Annotated in this window: 19 protein-coding genes and 1 other RNA gene; 5 read left to right on the forward strand and 15 right to left on the reverse strand. The window is 65.4% G+C overall.

Annotated elements, in window-relative coordinates:
- Nucleotides 1-8 precede the first annotated feature (8 nt).
- From B161_RS16785 to cobS, 4 genes are all read right to left on the reverse strand, one after another.
- Complete coding sequence (locus tag B161_RS16785; protein WP_157755526.1) at nucleotides 9-410, reverse strand: response regulator; 402 nt, start codon at nucleotides 408-410, stop codon at nucleotides 9-11.
- Nucleotides 411-539: 129 nt separating this feature from the next.
- Nucleotides 540-1,241, reverse strand: coding sequence for an aspartate/glutamate racemase family protein (locus tag B161_RS0104995; protein WP_018632275.1), 702 nt, complete (start codon nucleotides 1,239-1,241; stop codon nucleotides 540-542).
- A gap of 181 nt (nucleotides 1,242-1,422) precedes the next feature.
- Entirely contained in the window at nucleotides 1,423-3,306 is a 1,884-nt protein-coding gene (locus B161_RS0105000; RefSeq protein WP_018632276.1) for a cobaltochelatase CobT-related protein, read from the reverse strand.
- Between the two features lie 9 nt (nucleotides 3,307-3,315).
- Entirely contained in the window at nucleotides 3,316-4,308 is a 993-nt protein-coding gene (gene cobS, locus B161_RS0105005; RefSeq protein ID WP_018632277.1) for a cobaltochelatase subunit CobS, read from the reverse strand.
- A gap of 202 nt (nucleotides 4,309-4,510) precedes the next feature.
- On the opposite strand from cobS, the gene B161_RS0105015 reads away from it, so the two are divergent.
- The 3 genes from B161_RS0105015 (at nucleotide 4,511) to ssrA (ending at nucleotide 5,947) form a co-directional block, all read left to right on the forward strand.
- Nucleotides 4,511-5,068 carry a pyridoxamine 5'-phosphate oxidase family protein gene (locus B161_RS0105015; RefSeq protein ID WP_018632279.1) on the forward strand — a complete coding sequence of 186 codons (558 nt, stop codon included), beginning with the start codon at nucleotides 4,511-4,513 and terminating at the stop codon, nucleotides 5,066-5,068.
- 20 nt (nucleotides 5,069-5,088) lie between these two features.
- Nucleotides 5,089-5,565 (forward strand): Fur family transcriptional regulator, encoded by a 477-nt coding sequence (locus B161_RS16790; RefSeq protein ID WP_018632280.1) that lies wholly within the window; start codon nucleotides 5,089-5,091, stop codon nucleotides 5,563-5,565.
- Nucleotides 5,566-5,592: 27 nt separating this feature from the next.
- Nucleotides 5,593-5,947: a transfer-messenger RNA gene (gene ssrA / locus B161_RS19135) on the forward strand.
- Nucleotides 5,948-6,020: 73 nt separating this feature from the next.
- Here ssrA and ribB read toward each other — a convergent pair.
- Together ribB and B161_RS0105030 are read right to left on the reverse strand one after the other, a co-directional pair.
- A complete protein-coding gene (ribB, locus tag B161_RS0105025) occupies nucleotides 6,021-7,121 on the reverse strand; it encodes a 3,4-dihydroxy-2-butanone-4-phosphate synthase (RefSeq protein WP_018632281.1) in 1,101 nt (366 codons plus the stop codon).
- 11 nt (nucleotides 7,122-7,132) lie between these two features.
- The gene (locus B161_RS0105030; protein WP_018632282.1) at nucleotides 7,133-8,359 is read right to left on the reverse strand and encodes an aminotransferase class V-fold PLP-dependent enzyme; all 1,227 of its coding nucleotides are present in this window, start codon (nucleotides 8,357-8,359) and stop codon (nucleotides 7,133-7,135) included.
- A gap of 256 nt (nucleotides 8,360-8,615) precedes the next feature.
- On the opposite strand from B161_RS0105030, the gene rpmG reads away from it, so the two are divergent.
- Complete coding sequence (rpmG, locus tag B161_RS0105035) at nucleotides 8,616-8,783, forward strand: 50S ribosomal protein L33 (RefSeq protein ID WP_018632283.1); 168 nt, start codon at nucleotides 8,616-8,618, stop codon at nucleotides 8,781-8,783.
- Nucleotides 8,784-8,840: 57 nt separating this feature from the next.
- On the opposite strand, the gene B161_RS19530 is transcribed toward rpmG, so the two are convergent.
- Genes B161_RS19530 through lipA form a run of 3 tightly spaced genes read right to left on the reverse strand, consistent with a single transcriptional unit; the run spans nucleotide 8,841 to nucleotide 10,991 of the window.
- Nucleotides 8,841-9,494 carry a hypothetical protein gene (locus B161_RS19530; protein ID WP_157755527.1) on the reverse strand — a complete coding sequence of 218 codons (654 nt, stop codon included), beginning with the start codon at nucleotides 9,492-9,494 and terminating at the stop codon, nucleotides 8,841-8,843.
- Nucleotides 9,495-9,546: 52 nt separating this feature from the next.
- Nucleotides 9,547-10,035 carry a type II toxin-antitoxin system RatA family toxin gene (locus tag B161_RS0105040; RefSeq protein ID WP_018632284.1) on the reverse strand — a complete coding sequence of 163 codons (489 nt, stop codon included), beginning with the start codon at nucleotides 10,033-10,035 and terminating at the stop codon, nucleotides 9,547-9,549.
- 2 nt (nucleotides 10,036-10,037) lie between these two features.
- Nucleotides 10,038-10,991 (reverse strand): lipoyl synthase, encoded by a 954-nt coding sequence (lipA, locus tag B161_RS0105045; protein ID WP_018632285.1) that lies wholly within the window; start codon nucleotides 10,989-10,991, stop codon nucleotides 10,038-10,040.
- A gap of 350 nt (nucleotides 10,992-11,341) precedes the next feature.
- Between lipA and B161_RS0105050 the strand changes: the two genes are divergently transcribed.
- Nucleotides 11,342-11,641: a hypothetical protein gene (locus B161_RS0105050; RefSeq protein ID WP_018632286.1), complete on the forward strand. Its 300-nt coding sequence runs from the start codon at nucleotides 11,342-11,344 to the stop codon at nucleotides 11,639-11,641.
- A gap of 126 nt (nucleotides 11,642-11,767) precedes the next feature.
- Here the strand turns inward: B161_RS0105050 and B161_RS0105055 are convergent, their stop codons facing one another.
- The 6 genes from B161_RS0105055 to B161_RS0105080 all read right to left on the reverse strand — a co-directional run bounded on the left by B161_RS0105055 (nucleotide 11,768) and on the right by B161_RS0105080 (nucleotide 16,772).
- A complete protein-coding gene (locus tag B161_RS0105055) occupies nucleotides 11,768-12,442 on the reverse strand; it encodes a hypothetical protein (RefSeq protein ID WP_018632287.1) in 675 nt (224 codons plus the stop codon).
- A gap of 227 nt (nucleotides 12,443-12,669) precedes the next feature.
- Complete coding sequence (locus B161_RS0105060; protein ID WP_018632288.1) at nucleotides 12,670-13,677, reverse strand: peptidoglycan-binding domain-containing protein; 1,008 nt, start codon at nucleotides 13,675-13,677, stop codon at nucleotides 12,670-12,672.
- Between the two features lie 176 nt (nucleotides 13,678-13,853).
- Nucleotides 13,854-14,978, reverse strand: a complete 1,125-nt coding sequence (gene queA, locus B161_RS0105065; RefSeq protein WP_018632289.1) for a tRNA preQ1(34) S-adenosylmethionine ribosyltransferase-isomerase QueA — start codon at nucleotides 14,976-14,978, stop codon at nucleotides 13,854-13,856.
- Nucleotides 14,975-15,553, reverse strand: coding sequence for a peptidylprolyl isomerase (locus B161_RS0105070; RefSeq protein ID WP_018632290.1), 579 nt, complete (start codon nucleotides 15,551-15,553; stop codon nucleotides 14,975-14,977). Before B161_RS0105070 ends, queA begins: the two co-directional genes overlap by 4 nt.
- Before the next feature lie 176 nt (nucleotides 15,554-15,729).
- Nucleotides 15,730-16,281, reverse strand: a complete 552-nt coding sequence (coaD, locus tag B161_RS0105075; RefSeq protein WP_018632291.1) for a pantetheine-phosphate adenylyltransferase — start codon at nucleotides 16,279-16,281, stop codon at nucleotides 15,730-15,732.
- Between the two features lie 47 nt (nucleotides 16,282-16,328).
- Nucleotides 16,329-16,772 carry a CBS domain-containing protein gene (locus tag B161_RS0105080; RefSeq protein WP_018632292.1) on the reverse strand — a complete coding sequence of 148 codons (444 nt, stop codon included), beginning with the start codon at nucleotides 16,770-16,772 and terminating at the stop codon, nucleotides 16,329-16,331.
- Nucleotides 16,773-17,068 lie beyond the last annotated feature (296 nt).

The raw sequence follows: 17,068 nt of genomic DNA on the forward strand, positions 1-17,068 counted from the left end.
GCCGCGCCTCACATGCTGCGGCGGCGCGCGGCGGCGCGGACGGCCTTGTCCAGAGCCTCCAGCAGCGAGGCCCGGCTGAGCGGCTTGCAGACATAGGCGTTCATCCCCGCCGCGAGGCATTGGCGTTCGATGGCGGGGTCGTCATGGGCGCTGAGGCCGATGATGGGGATGTCGCGGGCGGGAGGCGGCGCGGCGCGGATGCGGCGCGTGGCCTCCAGCCCGTCGAAAACCGGCATCTCCAAATCCATGAGGATCAGGTCGAACCAATGGCGCGTGGCGAGCAAAACCGCTTTTTCGCCGTCGGCGGCGACCATGGCCTCATGCCCGGAGGATTCCAGAATGGCCGAGGCGAGGATGGCGTTGGTCTTGTCGTCTTCGGCCAGCAGGATCTTCAGGCGGGAGGTCGTCATCATTTTCCCCGATATGCCGGCGCATGCCTCGCCGCGCGGCGAGTCTGCGGAGGACTCCTGAAGGAAAAATTAAGCCGAACTCGTAAGCCCGGCCTATGACGCTTTCGGTTCCTAGTCTTTCGCTCCTCCTCAACTCGCCTGAGAGGCGAGGCTGACGTCGAGCAGGGCCGCCACATGCAGCGCGGTGGTGTCGTAAAGCGGCGCGCGGGTCTCGCCCGGCTTGAGCGCCATGCAGATCTCGGTGCAGCCGAGGATGAGCGAATCCGCGCCTTCGGCTTCAAGATCGGCGGCGAAGCCCTGAAAAGCCTTGCGGGTTTCGGGCGTCACGATCCCCTGACAGAGCTCCTCGAAGATCGCGCGCTGAATGGCGGCGCGGGCGGGCGCCTCGGGAACCAGAGGCTCCAGCCCCGCCGCGCGCAGCCGGTCGAGGTAAAAGCTCTGCTCCATGGTGTAGGCGGTGGCCAGAAGCCCCGGACGGCGCCGTCCGTCGCGTTTGAGCGCCGCCGCCGTGGCGTCGCCGATATGGAGGAAGGGGACCGTCAGAGCCTCCTGAATGGGCTCGGCGACCTTATGCATGGTGTTGGTGGCGAGGGCGACCACCTCGGCGCCGGCGCCCTCCAGACGGCGGGCGATCTCGGCGAGGCGGCGAGCCGCCTCCGCCCAGTCTCCGGCCTTCTGCAAGGCGACGATCTCGGCGAAATTCACCGACCAGAGCAGAACCGGCGCGCTGTTCAGGCCGCCGAGCCGCGCCCGCACGCCTTTATTGAGTTGGTCGTAATAGAGCGCGGTGGATTCGCAGCTCATGCCGCCGATCAGGCCGATGGTCTTCATGGGAGACTCGCTTATGCGTTTTTCGGAAGATGAAATTCGGTCTGAGCATAAGCAGGAGTCAAGAGCGATTCCGCCTCGGCGGCCGCGCGGAGGCTCCTTCAGGCGCCGCATGAAGGCCGAAGCCGCCGCGCGGAGGGCGGGGCGGCTTCTGGAATTCCTCGCATAAGGCGGCGAATCCCCTTCATATTCCGGCGCGGCGGCGCCGCGCGGCGGGCATGGAGTCCTCGGCGCGGAAGAGCTCGGCGAGCTTTTCGGTCAGGGCGCCGCCCAATTGCTCGGCGTCGGTGATGGTGACCGCGCGGCGATAATAGCGCGTCACGTCATGATTGATGCCGATGGCCACCAGCTCCACGACGTTCTCGCGCTCGATCTGGCGGATCACGCCGCGCAGATGCTGCTCCAGATAATTCTGGGAATTGGCGGAGAGCGTGGCGTCGTCCACCGGCGCGCCGTCGGAGATCACCATGAGGATGCGGCGCTGCTCGGGGCGGCGGCGCAGCCGCTGGGAGGCCCATTCCAGAGCCTCGCCGTCGATGTTCTCCTTGAGCAGCCCCTCGCGGAGCATCAGCCCGAGATTGCGCCTTGCGCGCCGCCAAGGCTCGTCCGCGCTTTTATAGACGATGTGCCGCAGATCGTTCAGGCGCCCCGGATTGCGCGCCGGGAGCTTGCCCTCCTCGACCCATTTCTCTTTCGAGCGCCCGCCCTTCCACGCGACGGTCGTGAAGCCGAGGATCTCGACCTTGACCTTGCAGCGCTCCAGCGTGCGGGCCAGCACGTCGGCGGAGATGGCGGCGATGGTGATCGGGCGTCCGCGCATGGAGCCGGAATTGTCGATCAGCAGCGTGACCACGGTGTCGCGGAATTTGGTGTCCTTCTCCACCTTGAAGGAGAGGGGCGTGGTGGGCGTGGCCACGATGCGCGCCAGACGCCCCGCGTCGAGCATGCCCTCTTCGCGGTCGAACTCCCAAGCGCGGTTCTGCTGCGCCATGAGGAAGCGTTGCAGGCGGTTCGCCAGACGCCCCACGGCGCCTTTCAGCGGCTCCAGCTGCTTGTCGAGGAAGGCGCGCAGGCGCTCCAGCTCGTCGGGCTCGCAGAGTTCGGCGGCGGGCTTGTCCACTTCGTCGAATTCGCGGGTGAAGATCTTATAATCCGGCCCGCCCGAGCCTTGGGCCTCGGTCGGCGGCTGACGCGGCGGCGCGCCTTCGCGGGGCGGGGCGTCCCGACGCTCGTCGCCGCCGTCGGGCTCGACCTCCGCCGAGAGGGTGGCGGTGGAATCCTCGGGGGCGTTCGGATCGGTGAGGACGTCGTCGAAGCTCTCCTCCTCGGTCCAGTCGGATTCGCCGCCGCGCTCTTGGGCTTCGGGATCCTGATCGGATTCGGGGGGCGGCTCCTGATCCTCGGGCTCCGGATCGGGATCGGGGCCGAGTTGGTCCTCCAGCCCCAGATCCTTGAGCAGGCTCCAGCTTTCGCGGGCGAAGGCCTCCTGATCGCCGAGCTTGGAGATCAGCCGGTCCAGACTCGCGGCGGCGGGGCCTTCGAGGGTCTCGCGCCAGAGGTCGAAGACCTGCTGCGCCCCCTGCGGCAGAGGCCGCCCCGTGGCCTTGGCCCGCAAAGCCAGAGCGGCGGCGCGCTCCAGAGGCGCTTCGCTTTGATGGACGAATTCGCTCCAGCCCTTGCGGCGGGCGTCGTCGGCCAGCAGAGCGTCGAGATTGTCGGCCACGCCGGGCAGAGCCCGCCCGCCGAGCGCCTCGACGCGGGCGGATTCGAGCGCGTCGTAGATCTCGCGGGCCTTCTCGCCCTGCGGCAGCCGATGATGGTGCTTGAGCTCGTCATGAAAGCGCAGACGCAGGGCCGCCGCGTCGGCCCGGCCGCGCGCGAGGGTCACGTCCTCCGGCTTGAGCGTCCGTCCGATGGCGCCCACGCCGACTTTCGCGCCGCCGTCGAAGGCGCCTTCGACGCCGCCGAAGTTCAGCTCAAGCTCCGATTCCAAAGCCAGAGCGCGCGTCGCCGATTGCAGGGCTTCGCGGAAAGGCTTGGTCGGGTCGCGCGCGCGGATCGAGGCCATGGCGCGGCCTCAGCCGAGATTGCGCGAGCGGGCCGCCGATTCCGGCAGATCCACCCCGAAGGCGCGCTGATAGAACTCGGCGACCACCGGGCGCTCCAGCTCGTCGCATTTATTGAGGAAGCTCAGACGGAAGGCCAAAGCCGGATCGCCGAAGATCAGGGCGTTCTCGGCCCAGGTCAGCACGGTGCGGGGGCTCATGACGGTGGAGATCTCGCCTTTGACGAAGGCGTCGCGCGACATCACCGCCACCGAAACCATCTGCGAGATGGTCTTGCGGCCCTTTTCGTCCTTGTCGTAGTCCGGCAGCTTGGCGCGGACGATCTTCGCCTCGACGTCGTGCTCCAGATAATTCAGCGCGGCCACGATGCTCCAGCGGTCCATCTGGCCTTGGTTGATCTGCTGGGTGCCGTGATAAAGGCCGGTGGTGTCGCCGAGGCCGATGGTGTTGGCGGTGGCGAAGAGCCGGAAATAGGGATTGGGCCGAATCACTTCATTGGTGTCGAGCAGCGTCAGGCGGCCCTCGGCCTCCAGCACGCGCTGGATCACGAACATCACGTCGGGGCGGCCCGCGTCATATTCGTCGAAGACCAGAGCCACCGGATTGCGCAAGGCCCAAGGCAGAACGCCCTCGCGGAAGGTGGTCACCTGCTTGCCGTCCACGAGCTGGATGGCGTCCTTGCCGATGAGGTCGATGCGGCTGACGTGGCTGTCGAGGTTGACGCGCACGCAGGCCCAGTTCAGCCGGGCGGCCACCTGCTCGATATGGCTGGATTTGCCCGTGCCGTGATAGCCTTGGATCATCACGCGGCGATTATGCGCGAAGCCCGCCAGAATGGCGCGGGTGGTCTCCGGATCGAACTGATAGGAGGAATCGCGGTCGGGCGTGTAGCGGTTCGGACGCGAGAAGGCCGGAACGCGCCAATCAAGATCGATCCCGAAGACCTCGCGGGCTTCGACGGTCGTATCCGGACTCTGGATCAAATCTGCGGCTCCATCGGCCATGGCGCTCGGTCTCCTTCGCAACGTTCTGGGCGTCTTTCGGCGCATCTTACGGCGGCGGACCTTCGCGCAGATTCGCCGCCGCCGCAAGAGGGGCGCGCAAGGGGGCGCGGGGGAGGGCGTCTGAAAGCCGCAAAAGGCTCGCGCGGGGCGGGGGGCTCATGATATGCCGCAGATCAGGAGCAGTCGCAGGAGAGGCGCGCCCATGTCCAAGCTATACGCCGAGATCGCCGAGCCTCTGCGGCGGTTGATCGAGCGTCAGAAGATCTTCTTCACGGCCACGGCGGCGGCGGGAACGCGCGTCAACATCTCGCCGCGCCCGACGGATCTTCTGCGGGTGATCGGGCCGAACCGCGTGATCTATCTGGATCTGACCGGCAGCGGCAACGAGACCATGGCCCATCTGCGCGAGGACGGGCGGCTCACCTTCATGTTCTGCACCTTCGAAGGCCCGCCGATGATCCTGCGGCTTTACGGCAAGGGCCGCTCGCATCAGCTAGGCTCCCCGGAGTTCGAAGCCCTGCTCGCCGAGCATTACGAGGGGCGCCGCCCCACGGGCGCGCGGCAGATCGTCGAGCTTGAGGCGGATCTCGTGCAGACCTCCTGCGGCTACGGCGTGCCGCTCTTCGATTACGAGGGCGAGAGGCCGGTCCTCAACGATTGGGCCGAGCGCAAGGGCGAGGCGGGAGTCCGGGAATATCAGCTCCAGAAGAACCAGATCAGCCTCGACGGACGTCCGACCGGGCTGGCCGCCGCAAGCTGAGCAGAGCTAGGGAGACGCGCGTGCGGGAGGAAGCCGCCATTCTGGAGAAATGCGCCGAGCACGGCCTGCGCCTGACGGGACAGCGCCGGGTGGTCGCGCGGGTGATCGCCGAGACCGAAGGCCATCCCGACGCCGCAGGCATCCACGCCCGCGCGAGCAAGCTCGATCCGCGGATTTCTCTAGCGACGGTCTACCGGACTCTGAAGCTCTTCGAGGACGTCGGCGCGATCGAGAAGCTGGCCTTTCAGGACGGCCGCGCCCGCTATGAGAACGCCGAGCGCGCCCATCACGACCATCTCATCGATCTGAACGACGGGCGGGTGATCGAATTCCTGGAGCCGGAAATCGAGCGGCTTCAGGCCCGGATCGCCCGGAAGCTGGGCTATCGGCTGATCGGCCATCGTCTGGAGCTTTACGGCGTGCCGCTGGAGCCGGAGCCCGCCAAGGACGAGGCGGCGCGGCCTGTGGGAAAAGCGTCGCGCGAAAGCCTCTCCTGAAATCATGAGCCGCGTCCGGCTTCGGCGCCTCTTCACAAGGGGGGCGGCGCGCGCTATATCTCGTCTCGTCCCGCAAGGGACTATGGCGATAAACGCGCACGGAATAAGCGGATCGGACCCGGGGGCGGAACCCGGCGGCTCCACCATTCATCCCCTTGTTGGAGGGGCGGAGGGGGCCGAATTAGGATCGACGGACGTGTAAAGGTGTTTGCTTTCGCCCGGCATGGCTCCACCGTCATCGGGCTATTCGCACAGTTGCCAACAACAATCGTGCTCCGGTGGCGCTCGCCGCGTAATGCGGTCGAGTAAAACCGAAATTAAGCCCTAGGGGTTAGCCCCTCTAGGCGGGGCCCGGAGGAGCCTGGCAACAGAATCCTCCACTTCTCCCCAGCCTTCCGAGACGAAAAAAGCGCCCCGCAGGGCGCTTTCGTCGTTTTGAGAGGGGGAGGGAGCCCTCAGGCTTTCAGCAGCTCCAGCCCTTCGATCTCCACGCCGAAGCCCGCCAGCCCGACATATTGCCGCTCGCGCGAGGTGAGCAGCCGGATGCGCTTCAGCCCGAGATCGCGCAGGATCTGCGCCCCGAGTCCGACTTCCTTCCAATTGTCTTCACGCTCGGCCTCGGCGCCCGCCCCGCGCGGCGAGAGCGCCGCCGGACGCACGCCCGTGGCGCGGTCGCGCAAATAGACGATCACGCCCCGGCCCTCGGCCTTGATCCGCGCCATGGCGAGCCCAAGGCTGCGGCTCTGGCCGCCGAAGACGTCCTCCAGCGGATTCTCGCGATGCAGCCGCACCAGAGGCGCAGGCCCCGCCGCGCAGACGTCGCCCACCACCAGCGCCAGATGCTCCGCCGAATCGAAGGGCGTGCCGTAAACGGAGGCTTTGGCCGGACCCGCTTCGGTCATGATCTCGAATTGCGCGAGGCGCCGCACGAGGGTCTCGCGCCGCTGGCGATAGGCGATGAGATCGGCGATGGAGACCAGCTTCAACCCATGGGTCCGCGCGAAATCGGCCAGCTGCGGCCCGCGCATCATGGATCCGTCGTCATTGACCAATTCGCTGATCACGCCCACCGGCGGCAGCCCCGCGAGCCGCGCCAGATCCACCGCCGCCTCGGTGTGGCCCGAACGCATGAGCACGCCGCCGTCGCGCGCCACCAGCGGGAAGATATGGCCGGGGCGCACGAAATCCTGAGCCTGCACGTTGCCGTTGGTCAGAGCCCGCACCGTGGCGCAGCGCTCGGCGGCGGAGATGCCCGTGGTCAGGCCCTCGCGATAATCGATGGTGACGGTGAAGGCCGTCGAGAGCGGAGCGTCGTTCACCGCCACCATGGGGTCGAGCTTCAGCCGACGGGCCTCCGTGGTGGTGATCGGCGCGCAGACCACGCCGCCCGTATGGCGCACGATGAAGGCCATCTTCTCCGGCGTGGCCAGAGAGGCCGCCATGATCAGGTCGCCTTCGTTTTCACGGTCTTCGTCGTCCACGACGATCACGCATTCGCCTGCGGCGACGGCCGTCAGGGCGTCTTCGATGGAATCGAGCTTCATCGTGGAAGTCATTCGGGGGAGCCTCACAGAACGGCGTCGAGCGCCTTCATCAGGGAATCGACCTCGGCGGGCGAGGTGTAATGCACGAAGGACAGCCGCAGGACGCCCCTTTCAGGATCGAGCCCCAGAGCCTCCAGCAGCCGGTAAGCGTAGAAATGCCCCGCTCCGGCCATGATGGAGCGTTTCGCCAATTCCGCCGCGAGTTCGGCGGGGGCGCGCTCCGTGGCGAGCGAGATCGTCGGGGCGCGGCGGGCGTCGGCCTCCGTCGAGCCGAGGACCCGCGCCCGCGGATGACGCGCGAGCCAGTCCAGCAAAGGCGCGAGCAGGGCGGTCTCATGGGCGCGCCAGAGCGCCGAGACTCCCGCCGCGCGGGCGCGCGGAGAATCGGCGCGCAGGGCGTGGCGGGCGGCCAGATCGTCGATGTAGTCCACCACCGCGCCCGCCGCCGCGACTTGAGCGTGATCCGGCCCGGCCGGAACCAGCCTTTTGGCGTTGAGGCCCGCGTTGAAGAAATGGCCCTGATTGGGCAGGCGCTCGAAAAGCGGACGGCGCACCGCCATCAGCCCCTGATGGACGCCGAAGACCTTATAGAGGCTGAAGAGATAGACGTCCGCGCCCAAAGCCCCGACGTCCGGAATGGCGTGAGGCGCCCAGCTCACGCCGTCGATCACCGCGAGGGCCCCGGCCTCATGCGCCAGCCGGACGATCTCCGCCACGGGATTCTCGCGCCCGAGGATGTTGGAGCAATGGGGCGCCGTCACCAGCTTCACGCGCGGGGACAGCAGCTCCGCGAGATGCTCAAGGAGCAGCCGCCCGCTTTGCGGCTCGACGCGCCATTCCTTGAGCTTGGCGCCGCGCGCCTCGGCCAGACGCCGCCATGCGCCGCTATTGGCCTCGTGATCCTGATTGGTGACGACGATCTCGTCGCCCGGCCCGATGAGATCCGCGAAGGCGCGCTCCAGCACATAGGCGTTCTGCGAGGTGGAGGGGCCGAAATGCACTTCGTCCGGCTCAAGCCCCAGAGCCCCCGCCCAGAGGACGCGGCTTTCGTCCATGCGCTCGCCGAGCCGCCGCGCCGCCGGATGGGCGTGATAGGGCTGGACCTTCATCTGCGTATAGACGTCGTTCAGGGCCGCGATGGTCCGGGCGCAGGCGTAGGAGCCTCCGGCGTTCTCGAAGAAGCCCCAGCCTTTGAGCGCGGGCGCGGAGAAGGCGGGAAATTGGCTGCGCGCGAAATCGAGATCGAACATGGGAGGAGGGTCCGGGAGCGGGAGAAGGAATCGGGCCGCCTGACCATAAGAGGGGCGCCCCGGATTGAAAAGCCCGGCGGCGACGCAGGCTCTTCAGAGAGGCGGCGCGGCTTCCGGCGCGGGGCGGGCGTGGAGCGCGCTTTTCCCCTTGACTTCCCCCTGAGGGCGCGGCCATAACTCGCCCCTGAATTCTGCGGCCCCGATCTGGAGTTCACACGATCGCCCGGGCGCATCGTCGTTGACTTAAGAGGATCCCATGGCCAAACCGACCACCATCAAGATTCGCCTGAACTCTTCCGCCGGCACGGGCTATTTCTACGTGGCGAAGAAGAATTCCCGCACCATGACCGACAAGATGACCGTCCGGAAATATGATCCGGTCGCGCGCAAGCATGTCGAGTTCAAGGAAGGCAAGATCAAATAAGATCGGCCTTTCGAGCTCAGTTTCAGAAACGGCGTCCGAAAGGGCGCCGTTTTCGTTTTAAGAGAACATTTTTATCAATGAGCTAATTAATATGCATGTGACATAAATAGATATTATAATTGATGCAGTAAAAATCAATGTACAATTCCAGCAGTGGTGATCTTCTTCTTTATTGTAATTCTCTTCACGAATTTTATCACTTGGAGAGCAGATTTTTCTAATATTTTTGAAATTAGGTATTTTAATGATTCTTGTTTCCCAAACAGCACGATCCCAATCGTGCTTTAAGAGTCTGGATATTTCACCAAGGAATTCTTCAGGTGTGTTGATATTGAATGGTGGTGGAGTTTTTAATTCATTTTCTATTTTATCTTTTTTAGGACATTTTTTTTCACATAAGCATTTTTTAAGGTAGCTTATGATCGCTTTGTCTCTTAAGTCGTGTGGATTTAGTCTCGTGGAGAATTCCACGTAGATTTTTCGACATTCTATTGGAGAAATTTCTGTATTTAATTCAGATGTATCTTTGTTTGTTGTAGAATTTTCTCTATTTTTAAGCGCTTCAAAAGCTTCCATAGCTAATGTTCTAATGCGTTCGCGCCATAATTTGCGTTCTTCAGTGACATTTTTTGAATATCCTGCAGCGCGGGCGGCTAAATATGCGACGATAATTGGTATGAAAATGGAAGAGATAATTGTTTTGATATCCATGGCCTCTTATCGCTCACGTAATTGCTTGCGTAATTTAAGAAGCGGCCCCGCCTCACACCGCCGCCTGCTTCCCATAAAGCTCCGCCGCGCGCGCTTCGAAACCCCTGATGACGCGCTTCATGGCTTCGCCGAAGAAGCCGCCCGCCACCTTCTGCAAGAGCTTGTTGCGGAAGGCGAAATCCACCTCGAAAGAGAGATCGCACGTCCCTTCCGGCGTCTCGTGAAAGCGGTAATTCATCACGAGCCGCTCGAAAGGCCCCCCCGGCGCGGCCTTGGCCAGAACCTGCGCGACCTCATAGCTCTCCGGCGGACGCAGCTCCACGAAGGAGAGGTAGCTCTCGCGGAAGACCTTGAAGGAGACTATCATATCCGCCTCCATCCGCTCGCCCGCCTCGTCTCCGGCCAAGGGCCGCCGGTCGCGGATGCGCGTCCCGGCGATCCAAGGCAGAAACTGCGGATAAGAAGCCACGTCGGCCACCAGATCATACATCTGGCGCACGGTGTAGGGCGTGCGGCGGGTCTCGGCGTAATGCGTGGCCATGCTCAGCCGAGCGCCGCCAGACGCGCCGCGCGCAGCCGTTCGAAATCGGCGCCCGCGTGATAGCTCGACCGGGTGAGGGGCGAGGCGGAGACCATCAGAAATCCTTTCGCATAGGCCGCCTTTTCATAGGAGGCGAATTCTTCCGGCGTCACATAACGCTCGACGGCGTGATGCTTCGGCGAAGGCTGGAGATATTGTCCGATGGTCAGAAAATCCACCCCTGCGGCGCGCATGTCGTCCATGACCTGCAGGATTTGCGGACGAGTCTCGCCGAGGCCGACCATCAATCCGGATTTCGTGAAGACCTCCGGCGAAAGTTCCTTGGCGCGTTGCAGAATCCGCAGCGAATGGAAATAGCGCGCGCCGGGGCGCACCTCCAGATAAAGGCCGGGCACCGTCTCCAGATTATGGTTGAAGACGTCGGGCCGGGCCTCGATCACGGTCTCCAGAGCTTCGGGGCCGCATTTGAGGAAGTCGGGCGTCAGAACCTCGATGGTGGCCTCGGGCCGCCGACGGCGCACCGCGCGGATGGTCTGGGCGAAATGCGCCGCGCCGCCGTCGCCGAGGTCGTCGCGGTCCACCGAAGTGATGACCACATGCGAAAGCCCCAGCTTCTCCACCGCCTGAGCCACGCGGGCGGGCTCGAAGGGGTCGAGTTTGTCGGGGCGTCCGGTGGCCACGTTGCAGAAGGTGCAGCCGCGGGTGCAGATCTCGCCCATGATCATCATGGTGGCGTGGCCCTGCGCCCAGCATTCGGCGGCGTTGGGACATCCGGCCTCCTCGCAGACCGTCGAGAGCTTATGCTCCTTGATGGTCGCGCGGGTGTCGAAATAGCCTTTGGAGCTGGGGGCTTTGATCCGGATCCACGGCGGCTTGCGCGGCGAGGGGTTATCCGGGCGATGAGCCTTCTCCGGGTGGCGCTCGGCGGGATTGGCGAGGTCTCTGACTTCGGACATTCGGCGCTGTTCCTTGGGCGTTTCCGCCGCAAGGATAGGGCATAGGGCGATGATTGCAAGACCCCAGCGGGGGCTTCGCGGGCGGGAGGCGAGAGGAGGTTTCGCGCCGCCGTCGCAATTTTATCGCGCAGAGGGAGATGAAAATTCCCCATCGCGCCAAAGCTTTCGTCTCAGAATCGCAAAAAATATACGCTGATCTTATCATTTTTGTGAATATTCTTTGCAATCATTCCATATGGCGCCTTGACGAGGGAACAAAACCGCGACCAGTCTTGACGTCGTAAAGGACGCGGGAACGCTTGACGCAACGTCATCCTGCCGGCGCCCGAAGAGTTGAAGGAGAGGCCTGAATGGATCCCATGACCTTCTGGAGCGATCTTTGCCTACGCTCCGCGCGCGTTTCGGCTCTGGCCGGAGAAGTGATCGCGCGCCGCGTGGCTTATCTCGCTCCCGGCGCGGCCGATCCATTCGACCAGATGGCCGAGGCTTTTCAGATGACGATGGAGAAGCCCGCCGCCTTCCTCGAAAGCTGCGCCCGCATGAGCTTCGCCCCCACCGAAATGGCGGTGGCCGAGGCCTTCGCGCCCATCGAGCGCTGCGTGCAGGCCAACGCCCATCGTCTGCGCGGCGGCGGCTTCCCCGGCTTCTGAGGATCGCCTCAGGGCCGCGCCGCCTCGTCCGCCGATCCCCAATCCGAGCGCCTTCGCCTGCGTGAGGGCGCTCTTCTCATGCGGCGAGGCGCAAGCCGCGCCCCGCCGGAGAGGCAGGCCCAAGAGTCAGGGAAGAGGAGCCGTCACGCTCGCGGCGCGCGACCAGCGGATCCGCGGCGCCGCGCCGATCCCCGCCTTCGCCGCCAGAGCCCCAATCGTCTCATAATTTCCGCTTTTGGGCAGAACGAAGGGCGTCGCGCCGCTCATGAGGTTGAAGACGTCGCCCTCGGCGATCTCGACGACGGCCCCGGCGATTTCCGCGCCGTCATAGCTTCTCGGCGTGGAGAGCCCGCCGCCCTCGCGCGCGAAGCTCAGGCTGAACTGAGCCTCTCCTCTCCGGTTCTTCTCCAGCTTCCAGACGCCGGAGCGGATCGTCTCCGCGCCCGCTCTCCAGATCCGCAAAGCGCCGTCGGCGCCGTGATAGGCGATCTGGGTCTCTCTGTCGAAATCGCCGAAGCTCGCCACGGTGGCGTTCGCGAACATGGCGGCGAGCCGTTCGGGGCTCGCGCCGAGGTCTCCGGCGGCGAGGGCGCTCCCCTGAGCGGCGGCCATGTCCTGCGCGACGAGGGCGGCGAGCATGGGATCAAGGCCGGAGAGCTGCGCCTCGGCGGCGCCGGAGGCGAGATCCGCCCCCGAGATCCGGACGGAGTCGGAGGAGCGGCCGCCGCCGCATCCCGAAAGGGCGGGGGCCGCGAGGGCGAGGAGAAGAAAGCCGGAGAAACGAGCGGCGAAACGGGTCATGGGACGAACTCATGAGCGGGAAGGCGGAAGGCCCGACGCCTTCCGCCTGCGCTTTGTGAGGCTGCGCGCATAAGTCGTCAAGGCGACCTCCGCGGGGGCCGAGGAGGTCCGTTCGCTCTGAGGGCGGCCCGCAGCGAAAACGCCCGCCGCGAGATCGCGACGAGCGTTTTGGAGATCTTCGGAGGCCCGATCTCCGAGAAGAGCCCTGAAGCTCTTCCGGAAGGGGATCAGTTCACCGCGACGCCGAGGCTGTCGAGGAACTCCATGGTGATCTGGCCCTGAGCGAGGCCCTTGTCGCGCTGATACTGGCGGACCATCTGCATGGTGCCCGGCCCGAGCTGGCCGTCGATCTGACGCAGCTTATAGCCGCCGCTGTCCAGCGCGCGCTGGATGCGCATCACGAGATCCGGGGTGGTGTTGGTGGCGCAGAGGATCGGGCGCCATTCCATCTTGCCCGCGGTCTCCTTGACGGTCTCGCGGAGGGTCTCGTATTCGGCCGGGATCGCGACCTTGACCACCTGAGTCGGGGCCGTGAGCTTCTGGACCTTCACGGTCTCGAAGCGCGCGGGGATCTCGATCTCGCGGGTCGAGGGCGGGGCGATCATGACGCGGGTTTCGAGCGTCTGGGTCTTGGCGGCGACCGGCTTGGTCACCACGCGGGCCGGGGTGCGCACGACCTGCTTCTGGATGGTCACATACTCGGCCGGAATGGTCACGAGGCACATGATTTCGCCGGTGGCTTCGTCATAGCGCTGGATCGGGCCTTCGCCCTTCTGCCAGGTCGTGTAGGCCGCGCGGACGAGCACCTGCTCCTCGACGGTCTCGTAGATCGGGGCTTCGGCGGTCTGGTCCTCGCGCTCGGGCTCGACGGTCACGACCTTCTCGCGGGTCTCGAACTGGGCGGGGATCACCTCCAGCTCGACCGAGGCGCTCTGAATCTCGATGGTCTCGTCGATCCACTCGTATTTCGCGGCGACGATGTCGAGGCGCTCGGATTCCTCTTTGACGAGGACGCGGCGCTCGACCTGCTTCTCGGTGGCGGGAATGAACACGCGGGCGTAGCATTCGCCGGGCTTGGCGTTGGGCGGCAGCAGGTAAGCGGCGTCCTCATAGACCGAATCCAGCGCGGTCAGCGCCGCCGACGGCGTTTCCTCCTGCGCCTGCGCCGCCAGACCAAAGGCCGCGAGAGCCCCGCCGGCCAGAAGCGCGGAGGCGCATTTGCGTGTGAACGTCATTGCCATATTCCTCATCCGACAGGATCCGCGGGGGGCGGAGGGGCGAAACTTCAGGAAGCCGGGCCGATCATCGGCATGGGTTTCATGCGAGGTCAAGGCCGAAAGGGGGCGGCCGGAGGCTCTTGCGTATTGGGTTCCCCTCTTGCGAGGCCGAGGGGCTCCCTGACGCATCGCTATCAAAGCCGCGGCGTCGGCGTCAACACTCCCTCTGATGGGGGGAGGCGCTCCAGCAGCGAAGAATCGCCGTAAGAGTAAAAGCGATAGCCCGCGCGCATGGCGTGGGCGTAGGCCGCCCTCATGCGCGATTCGCCCGCGAAAGCGCAGACCAGCATGAAAAGCGTCGATTTCGGCAGGTGGAAATTGGTCAGCAAAAGATCTGCGGATTGAAAGCGCCAGCCGGGCGCGATGAAAATCCGCGTGAAGCCCGACCAAGGGCCGAGCGCGCCATTGTGAAGAGACGCGACCGTTTCGAGAAGGCGCAGCACCGTGGTGCCCACCGCCACGAGGCGGCCGCCCGCCGCGCGGGCTTCTTCGATGGCCGCGACCGTCTCGGCGGAGATCTCGCCCCATTCGGCGTGCATCTCGTGATCGGAGAGGGCGGCCGCCTTGACCGGCAGAAAAGTGCCCGCGCCCACATGCAGCGTCACGCGGGCGCTGCGCAGGCCGCGCGCCGCCAGAGCCTCCATCAGAGGCGGATCGAAATGCAGCGCCGCCGTGGGCGCCGCCACCGCGCCGGGACGGGTCGCGAAGAGGGTCTGATAATCCGCGTCGTCGGCGGAATCGGCGGGGCGCTTGCCCGCGATATAGGGGGGCAGGGGCATCACCCCCGCCTGAGCGATCGCCGCGTCGAGGGCCTCGCCCGCGCGGTCGAAGGCCAGACGCGCCGCGCCGCCGCCTTCATGGGCTTGCAGGCGGGCCTCCAGCAGAGGGGCGCCCTCCTCGGGGCCGAAGACGAGGCGGTCGCCCTCCTTCAGCCTTTTGGCCGGGCGGATCAAAGCCCGCCAGACTCCCGGCTCGGCGAGAGGCTCCAGCAGGAGCGCCTCCATCTTCGCCGCGCCGCCGTCCGGGCGCAGCCTGCGTCCGAAGAGCCGGGCGGGAATCACTTTCGTGTCGTTGAAGATCAGAATGTCGTTCGGGCGCAGGAGCTCGGGCAGATCGGAGACATGGCGGTCGGCCGTCCCTCCGCCCGAGAGATCCAAAAGCCGCGCCGCCCGACGCGGACGCGCCGGGCGGAGGGCTATGAGCTCTTCCGGAAGATCGAAATCGAAGTCTTCCGGCTTGAGGTCGGGATTCAGACTCAATTCGCCGCCTGAGGACGCAGGCTGATCATCTTGTCGGGATCGGAGACGGTTCCGCCGCCGCCCGCGCCCTTTTTGATCTTATCCACGAACTCCATGCCCGAGATCACTTCGCCCCAGACGGTGTATTGGCCGTTGAGGTGGGGAGCGTCGTCGAAGCAGATGAAGAACTGGCTGTCGCCGCTGTCCGGCGAGGCGCTGCGGGCCATGCCCAGAGTGCCGCGCTTGAAGGGGGCCGAAGAGAATTCGGCCCGCAGCTTGCGGCCCGAGCCGCCGGTGCCGGTGCCGGTGGGGTCGCCGGTCTGGGCCATGAAGCCGGGGATCACGCGGTGGAAGACGATCCCGTCGTAAAAGCCCTGAGAGGCCAGTTCGGTGATGCGCGCGACGTGGTTCGGCGCGAGGTCCGGGCGGGTGCGGATCACCACGTCGCCGTCTTTGAGCTTCAGAACGAGGATGTTTTCGGATTGAGCTTCGGACACGACGGTCTCCTGGGATTGGGCGCTGAGGGGGGCCGCAGCCCAAGGCGCGACGGTGAAGGCCAGCGCCAGAGCGGCGAACGCGAAAGAGCGTTTGAACATGGGCTGTGCGTTCCTTGATGCGCGAAAAACGACGCGCGGGCCGTGATGCGCGAAAAACGACGCGCGGAAGATGGCCGCATATCTCGCGCGGCCCAAGCTGTCAACGCGGGCGCGGCGGCGAAGACGGAGGGTCCGCGCCGCCGCGGATCCGAGGGGAGGGCCGATATGAGGAGGAGTCAGCGGGCGGCGGTCTCCAGAGCGCGCCTGCGCTCCTCCAGCCGCCGTTTGAGCGCCTCGGCCACGCGGGCGGGCACGAATTTCGAAATGTCGCCGTCATAGCGCGCCACCTCCTTGACCAGAGTCGAGGAGATCGCCTGACGATGGGCGTCGGCCATGAGGAAGACCGTCTCGATCTTCTGATTCATGGCGCGGTTCATGCTGACCATCTGGAATTCATATTCGAAATCCGCCACCGCCCGCAGCCCGCGCACGATGAGGTCGGCGTCGAGGCTTTCGGCGAAATGGATCAGCAGATTGTCGAAAGGGCGCACCTCCAGCGTCTTGCCGGCGGTCTCGGCCAGAGGCGCGCATTCCGTCTCGATGAGCGCGACGCGCTCCGCGAGGCTGAAGATCGGCTGTTTCGAACTCGAGCCCGCCGCCACCCCGACCACCAGATGATCCACCAGCGACATCGCCCGACGAATGATGTCGAGATGCCCGAGGGTCACCGGGTCGAAGGTGCCCGGATAGAGTCCGATGCGCGGCCGCCCGCCCGCCGGATGCGCCATAGGCCGCACTCCTGATAGGTCCAAGATGAAGCGTTCCGTCGCCGGGGTCAGGCCGAAGCCGAACGAATCAGATCGGCGAGGGCTTCGTTCTCCAGCTGCAGCGCTTCGATGCGCGCGATCACCGCGTCGCCGATGGAGACCAGCCCGACCAGCTCGCCGCCTTCGATGACGGGCATGTGGCGGAAACGTCCCTTGGTCATGCGCGAGAGCACCTGAATGGCGTCGTCGTTGAAGGCGCAGCTTTGCACCTTGGCGGTCATGGCCGTGGAGACCGGATCCTTCAGGCGGTCGGCGCCTTCGCGGCCGACGAGCCGCACGATGTCGCGCTCCGAGAGGATGCCGACCATGGCGCCTTTCTCGTCGAGGACGAGCAGACAGCCGATCTTGCGCTCCGAGAGCCGCGCGGCGGCCTCGGCCAGAGTGTTCGTCGGGCGGATGGACTCCACCTCTTGCGAGCCTTTGCGGTCCAGAATCTGGCGAACCTTGGTCATGGCGGAATCCTCCCTCGCCTTATGCGCCGTCCGGGCGGGAGTCTCGCGCGGCTCAGGGCGGCGCGTCAAGGCTTGTGCTCGGGAGAGGGTCAGAAAATTGCGCGTTTCGGGCGATATTTTCGCCGAAATCGTCGCGGATGCTCGGCGCGGCCGCGCGGATCCTCGAGTCCGGCCGCCTCTGGGCCCCCTCCGGACCGCCCCTGTGCGAAAGGCGCCCTTTCCTTGGGGCGCGCGACGCAAGAAAAAAGGGACGCCTTGCGGCGTCCCTGAAGTCGGATTGAGGCAGGTTTCATGCA

The organism is Neomegalonema perideroedes DSM 15528 (assembly GCF_000374145.1).
Classification (GTDB): Bacteria; Pseudomonadota; Alphaproteobacteria; order Rhodobacterales; family Rhodobacteraceae; genus Neomegalonema; species Neomegalonema perideroedes.

What these genes read in the sequence shown, in the direction of transcription:
- lipA (WP_018632285.1), bottom strand. Translation starts at nt 10,991, where the DNA reads ATGTCCGAAGTCAGAGACCTCGCCAATCCCGCCGAGCGCCACCCGGAG.
- B161_RS0105060 (WP_018632288.1), bottom strand. Translation starts at nt 13,677, where the DNA reads ATGACGTTCACACGCAAATGCGCCTCCGCGCTTCTGGCCGGCGGGGCT.
- B161_RS0104995 (WP_018632275.1), bottom strand. Translation starts at nt 1,241, where the DNA reads ATGAAGACCATCGGCCTGATCGGCGGCATGAGCTGCGAATCCACCGCG.
- B161_RS16785 (WP_157755526.1), bottom strand. Translation starts at nt 410, where the DNA reads ATGACGACCTCCCGCCTGAAGATCCTGCTGGCCGAAGACGACAAGACC.
- B161_RS0105015 (WP_018632279.1), top strand. Translation starts at nt 4,511, where the DNA reads ATGTCCAAGCTATACGCCGAGATCGCCGAGCCTCTGCGGCGGTTGATC.
- B161_RS0105050 (WP_018632286.1), top strand. Translation starts at nt 11,342, where the DNA reads ATGGATCCCATGACCTTCTGGAGCGATCTTTGCCTACGCTCCGCGCGC.
- B161_RS0105070 (WP_018632290.1), bottom strand. Translation starts at nt 15,553, where the DNA reads ATGTTCAAACGCTCTTTCGCGTTCGCCGCTCTGGCGCTGGCCTTCACC.
- B161_RS0105030 (WP_018632282.1), bottom strand. Translation starts at nt 8,359, where the DNA reads ATGTTCGATCTCGATTTCGCGCGCAGCCAATTTCCCGCCTTCTCCGCG.
- B161_RS0105000 (WP_018632276.1), bottom strand. Translation starts at nt 3,306, where the DNA reads ATGGCCTCGATCCGCGCGCGCGACCCGACCAAGCCTTTCCGCGAAGCC.
- B161_RS0105040 (WP_018632284.1), bottom strand. Translation starts at nt 10,035, where the DNA reads ATGGCCACGCATTACGCCGAGACCCGCCGCACGCCCTACACCGTGCGC.
- ribB (WP_018632281.1), bottom strand. Translation starts at nt 7,121, where the DNA reads ATGACTTCCACGATGAAGCTCGATTCCATCGAAGACGCCCTGACGGCC.
- rpmG (WP_018632283.1), top strand. Translation starts at nt 8,616, where the DNA reads ATGGCCAAACCGACCACCATCAAGATTCGCCTGAACTCTTCCGCCGGC.
- cobS (WP_018632277.1), bottom strand. Translation starts at nt 4,308, where the DNA reads ATGGCCGATGGAGCCGCAGATTTGATCCAGAGTCCGGATACGACCGTC.
- B161_RS0105080 (WP_018632292.1), bottom strand. Translation starts at nt 16,772, where the DNA reads ATGACCAAGGTTCGCCAGATTCTGGACCGCAAAGGCTCGCAAGAGGTG.
- coaD (WP_018632291.1), bottom strand. Translation starts at nt 16,281, where the DNA reads ATGGCGCATCCGGCGGGCGGGCGGCCGCGCATCGGACTCTATCCGGGC.
- B161_RS0105055 (WP_018632287.1), bottom strand. Translation starts at nt 12,442, where the DNA reads ATGACCCGTTTCGCCGCTCGTTTCTCCGGCTTTCTTCTCCTCGCCCTC.
- B161_RS19530 (WP_157755527.1), bottom strand. Translation starts at nt 9,494, where the DNA reads ATGGATATCAAAACAATTATCTCTTCCATTTTCATACCAATTATCGTC.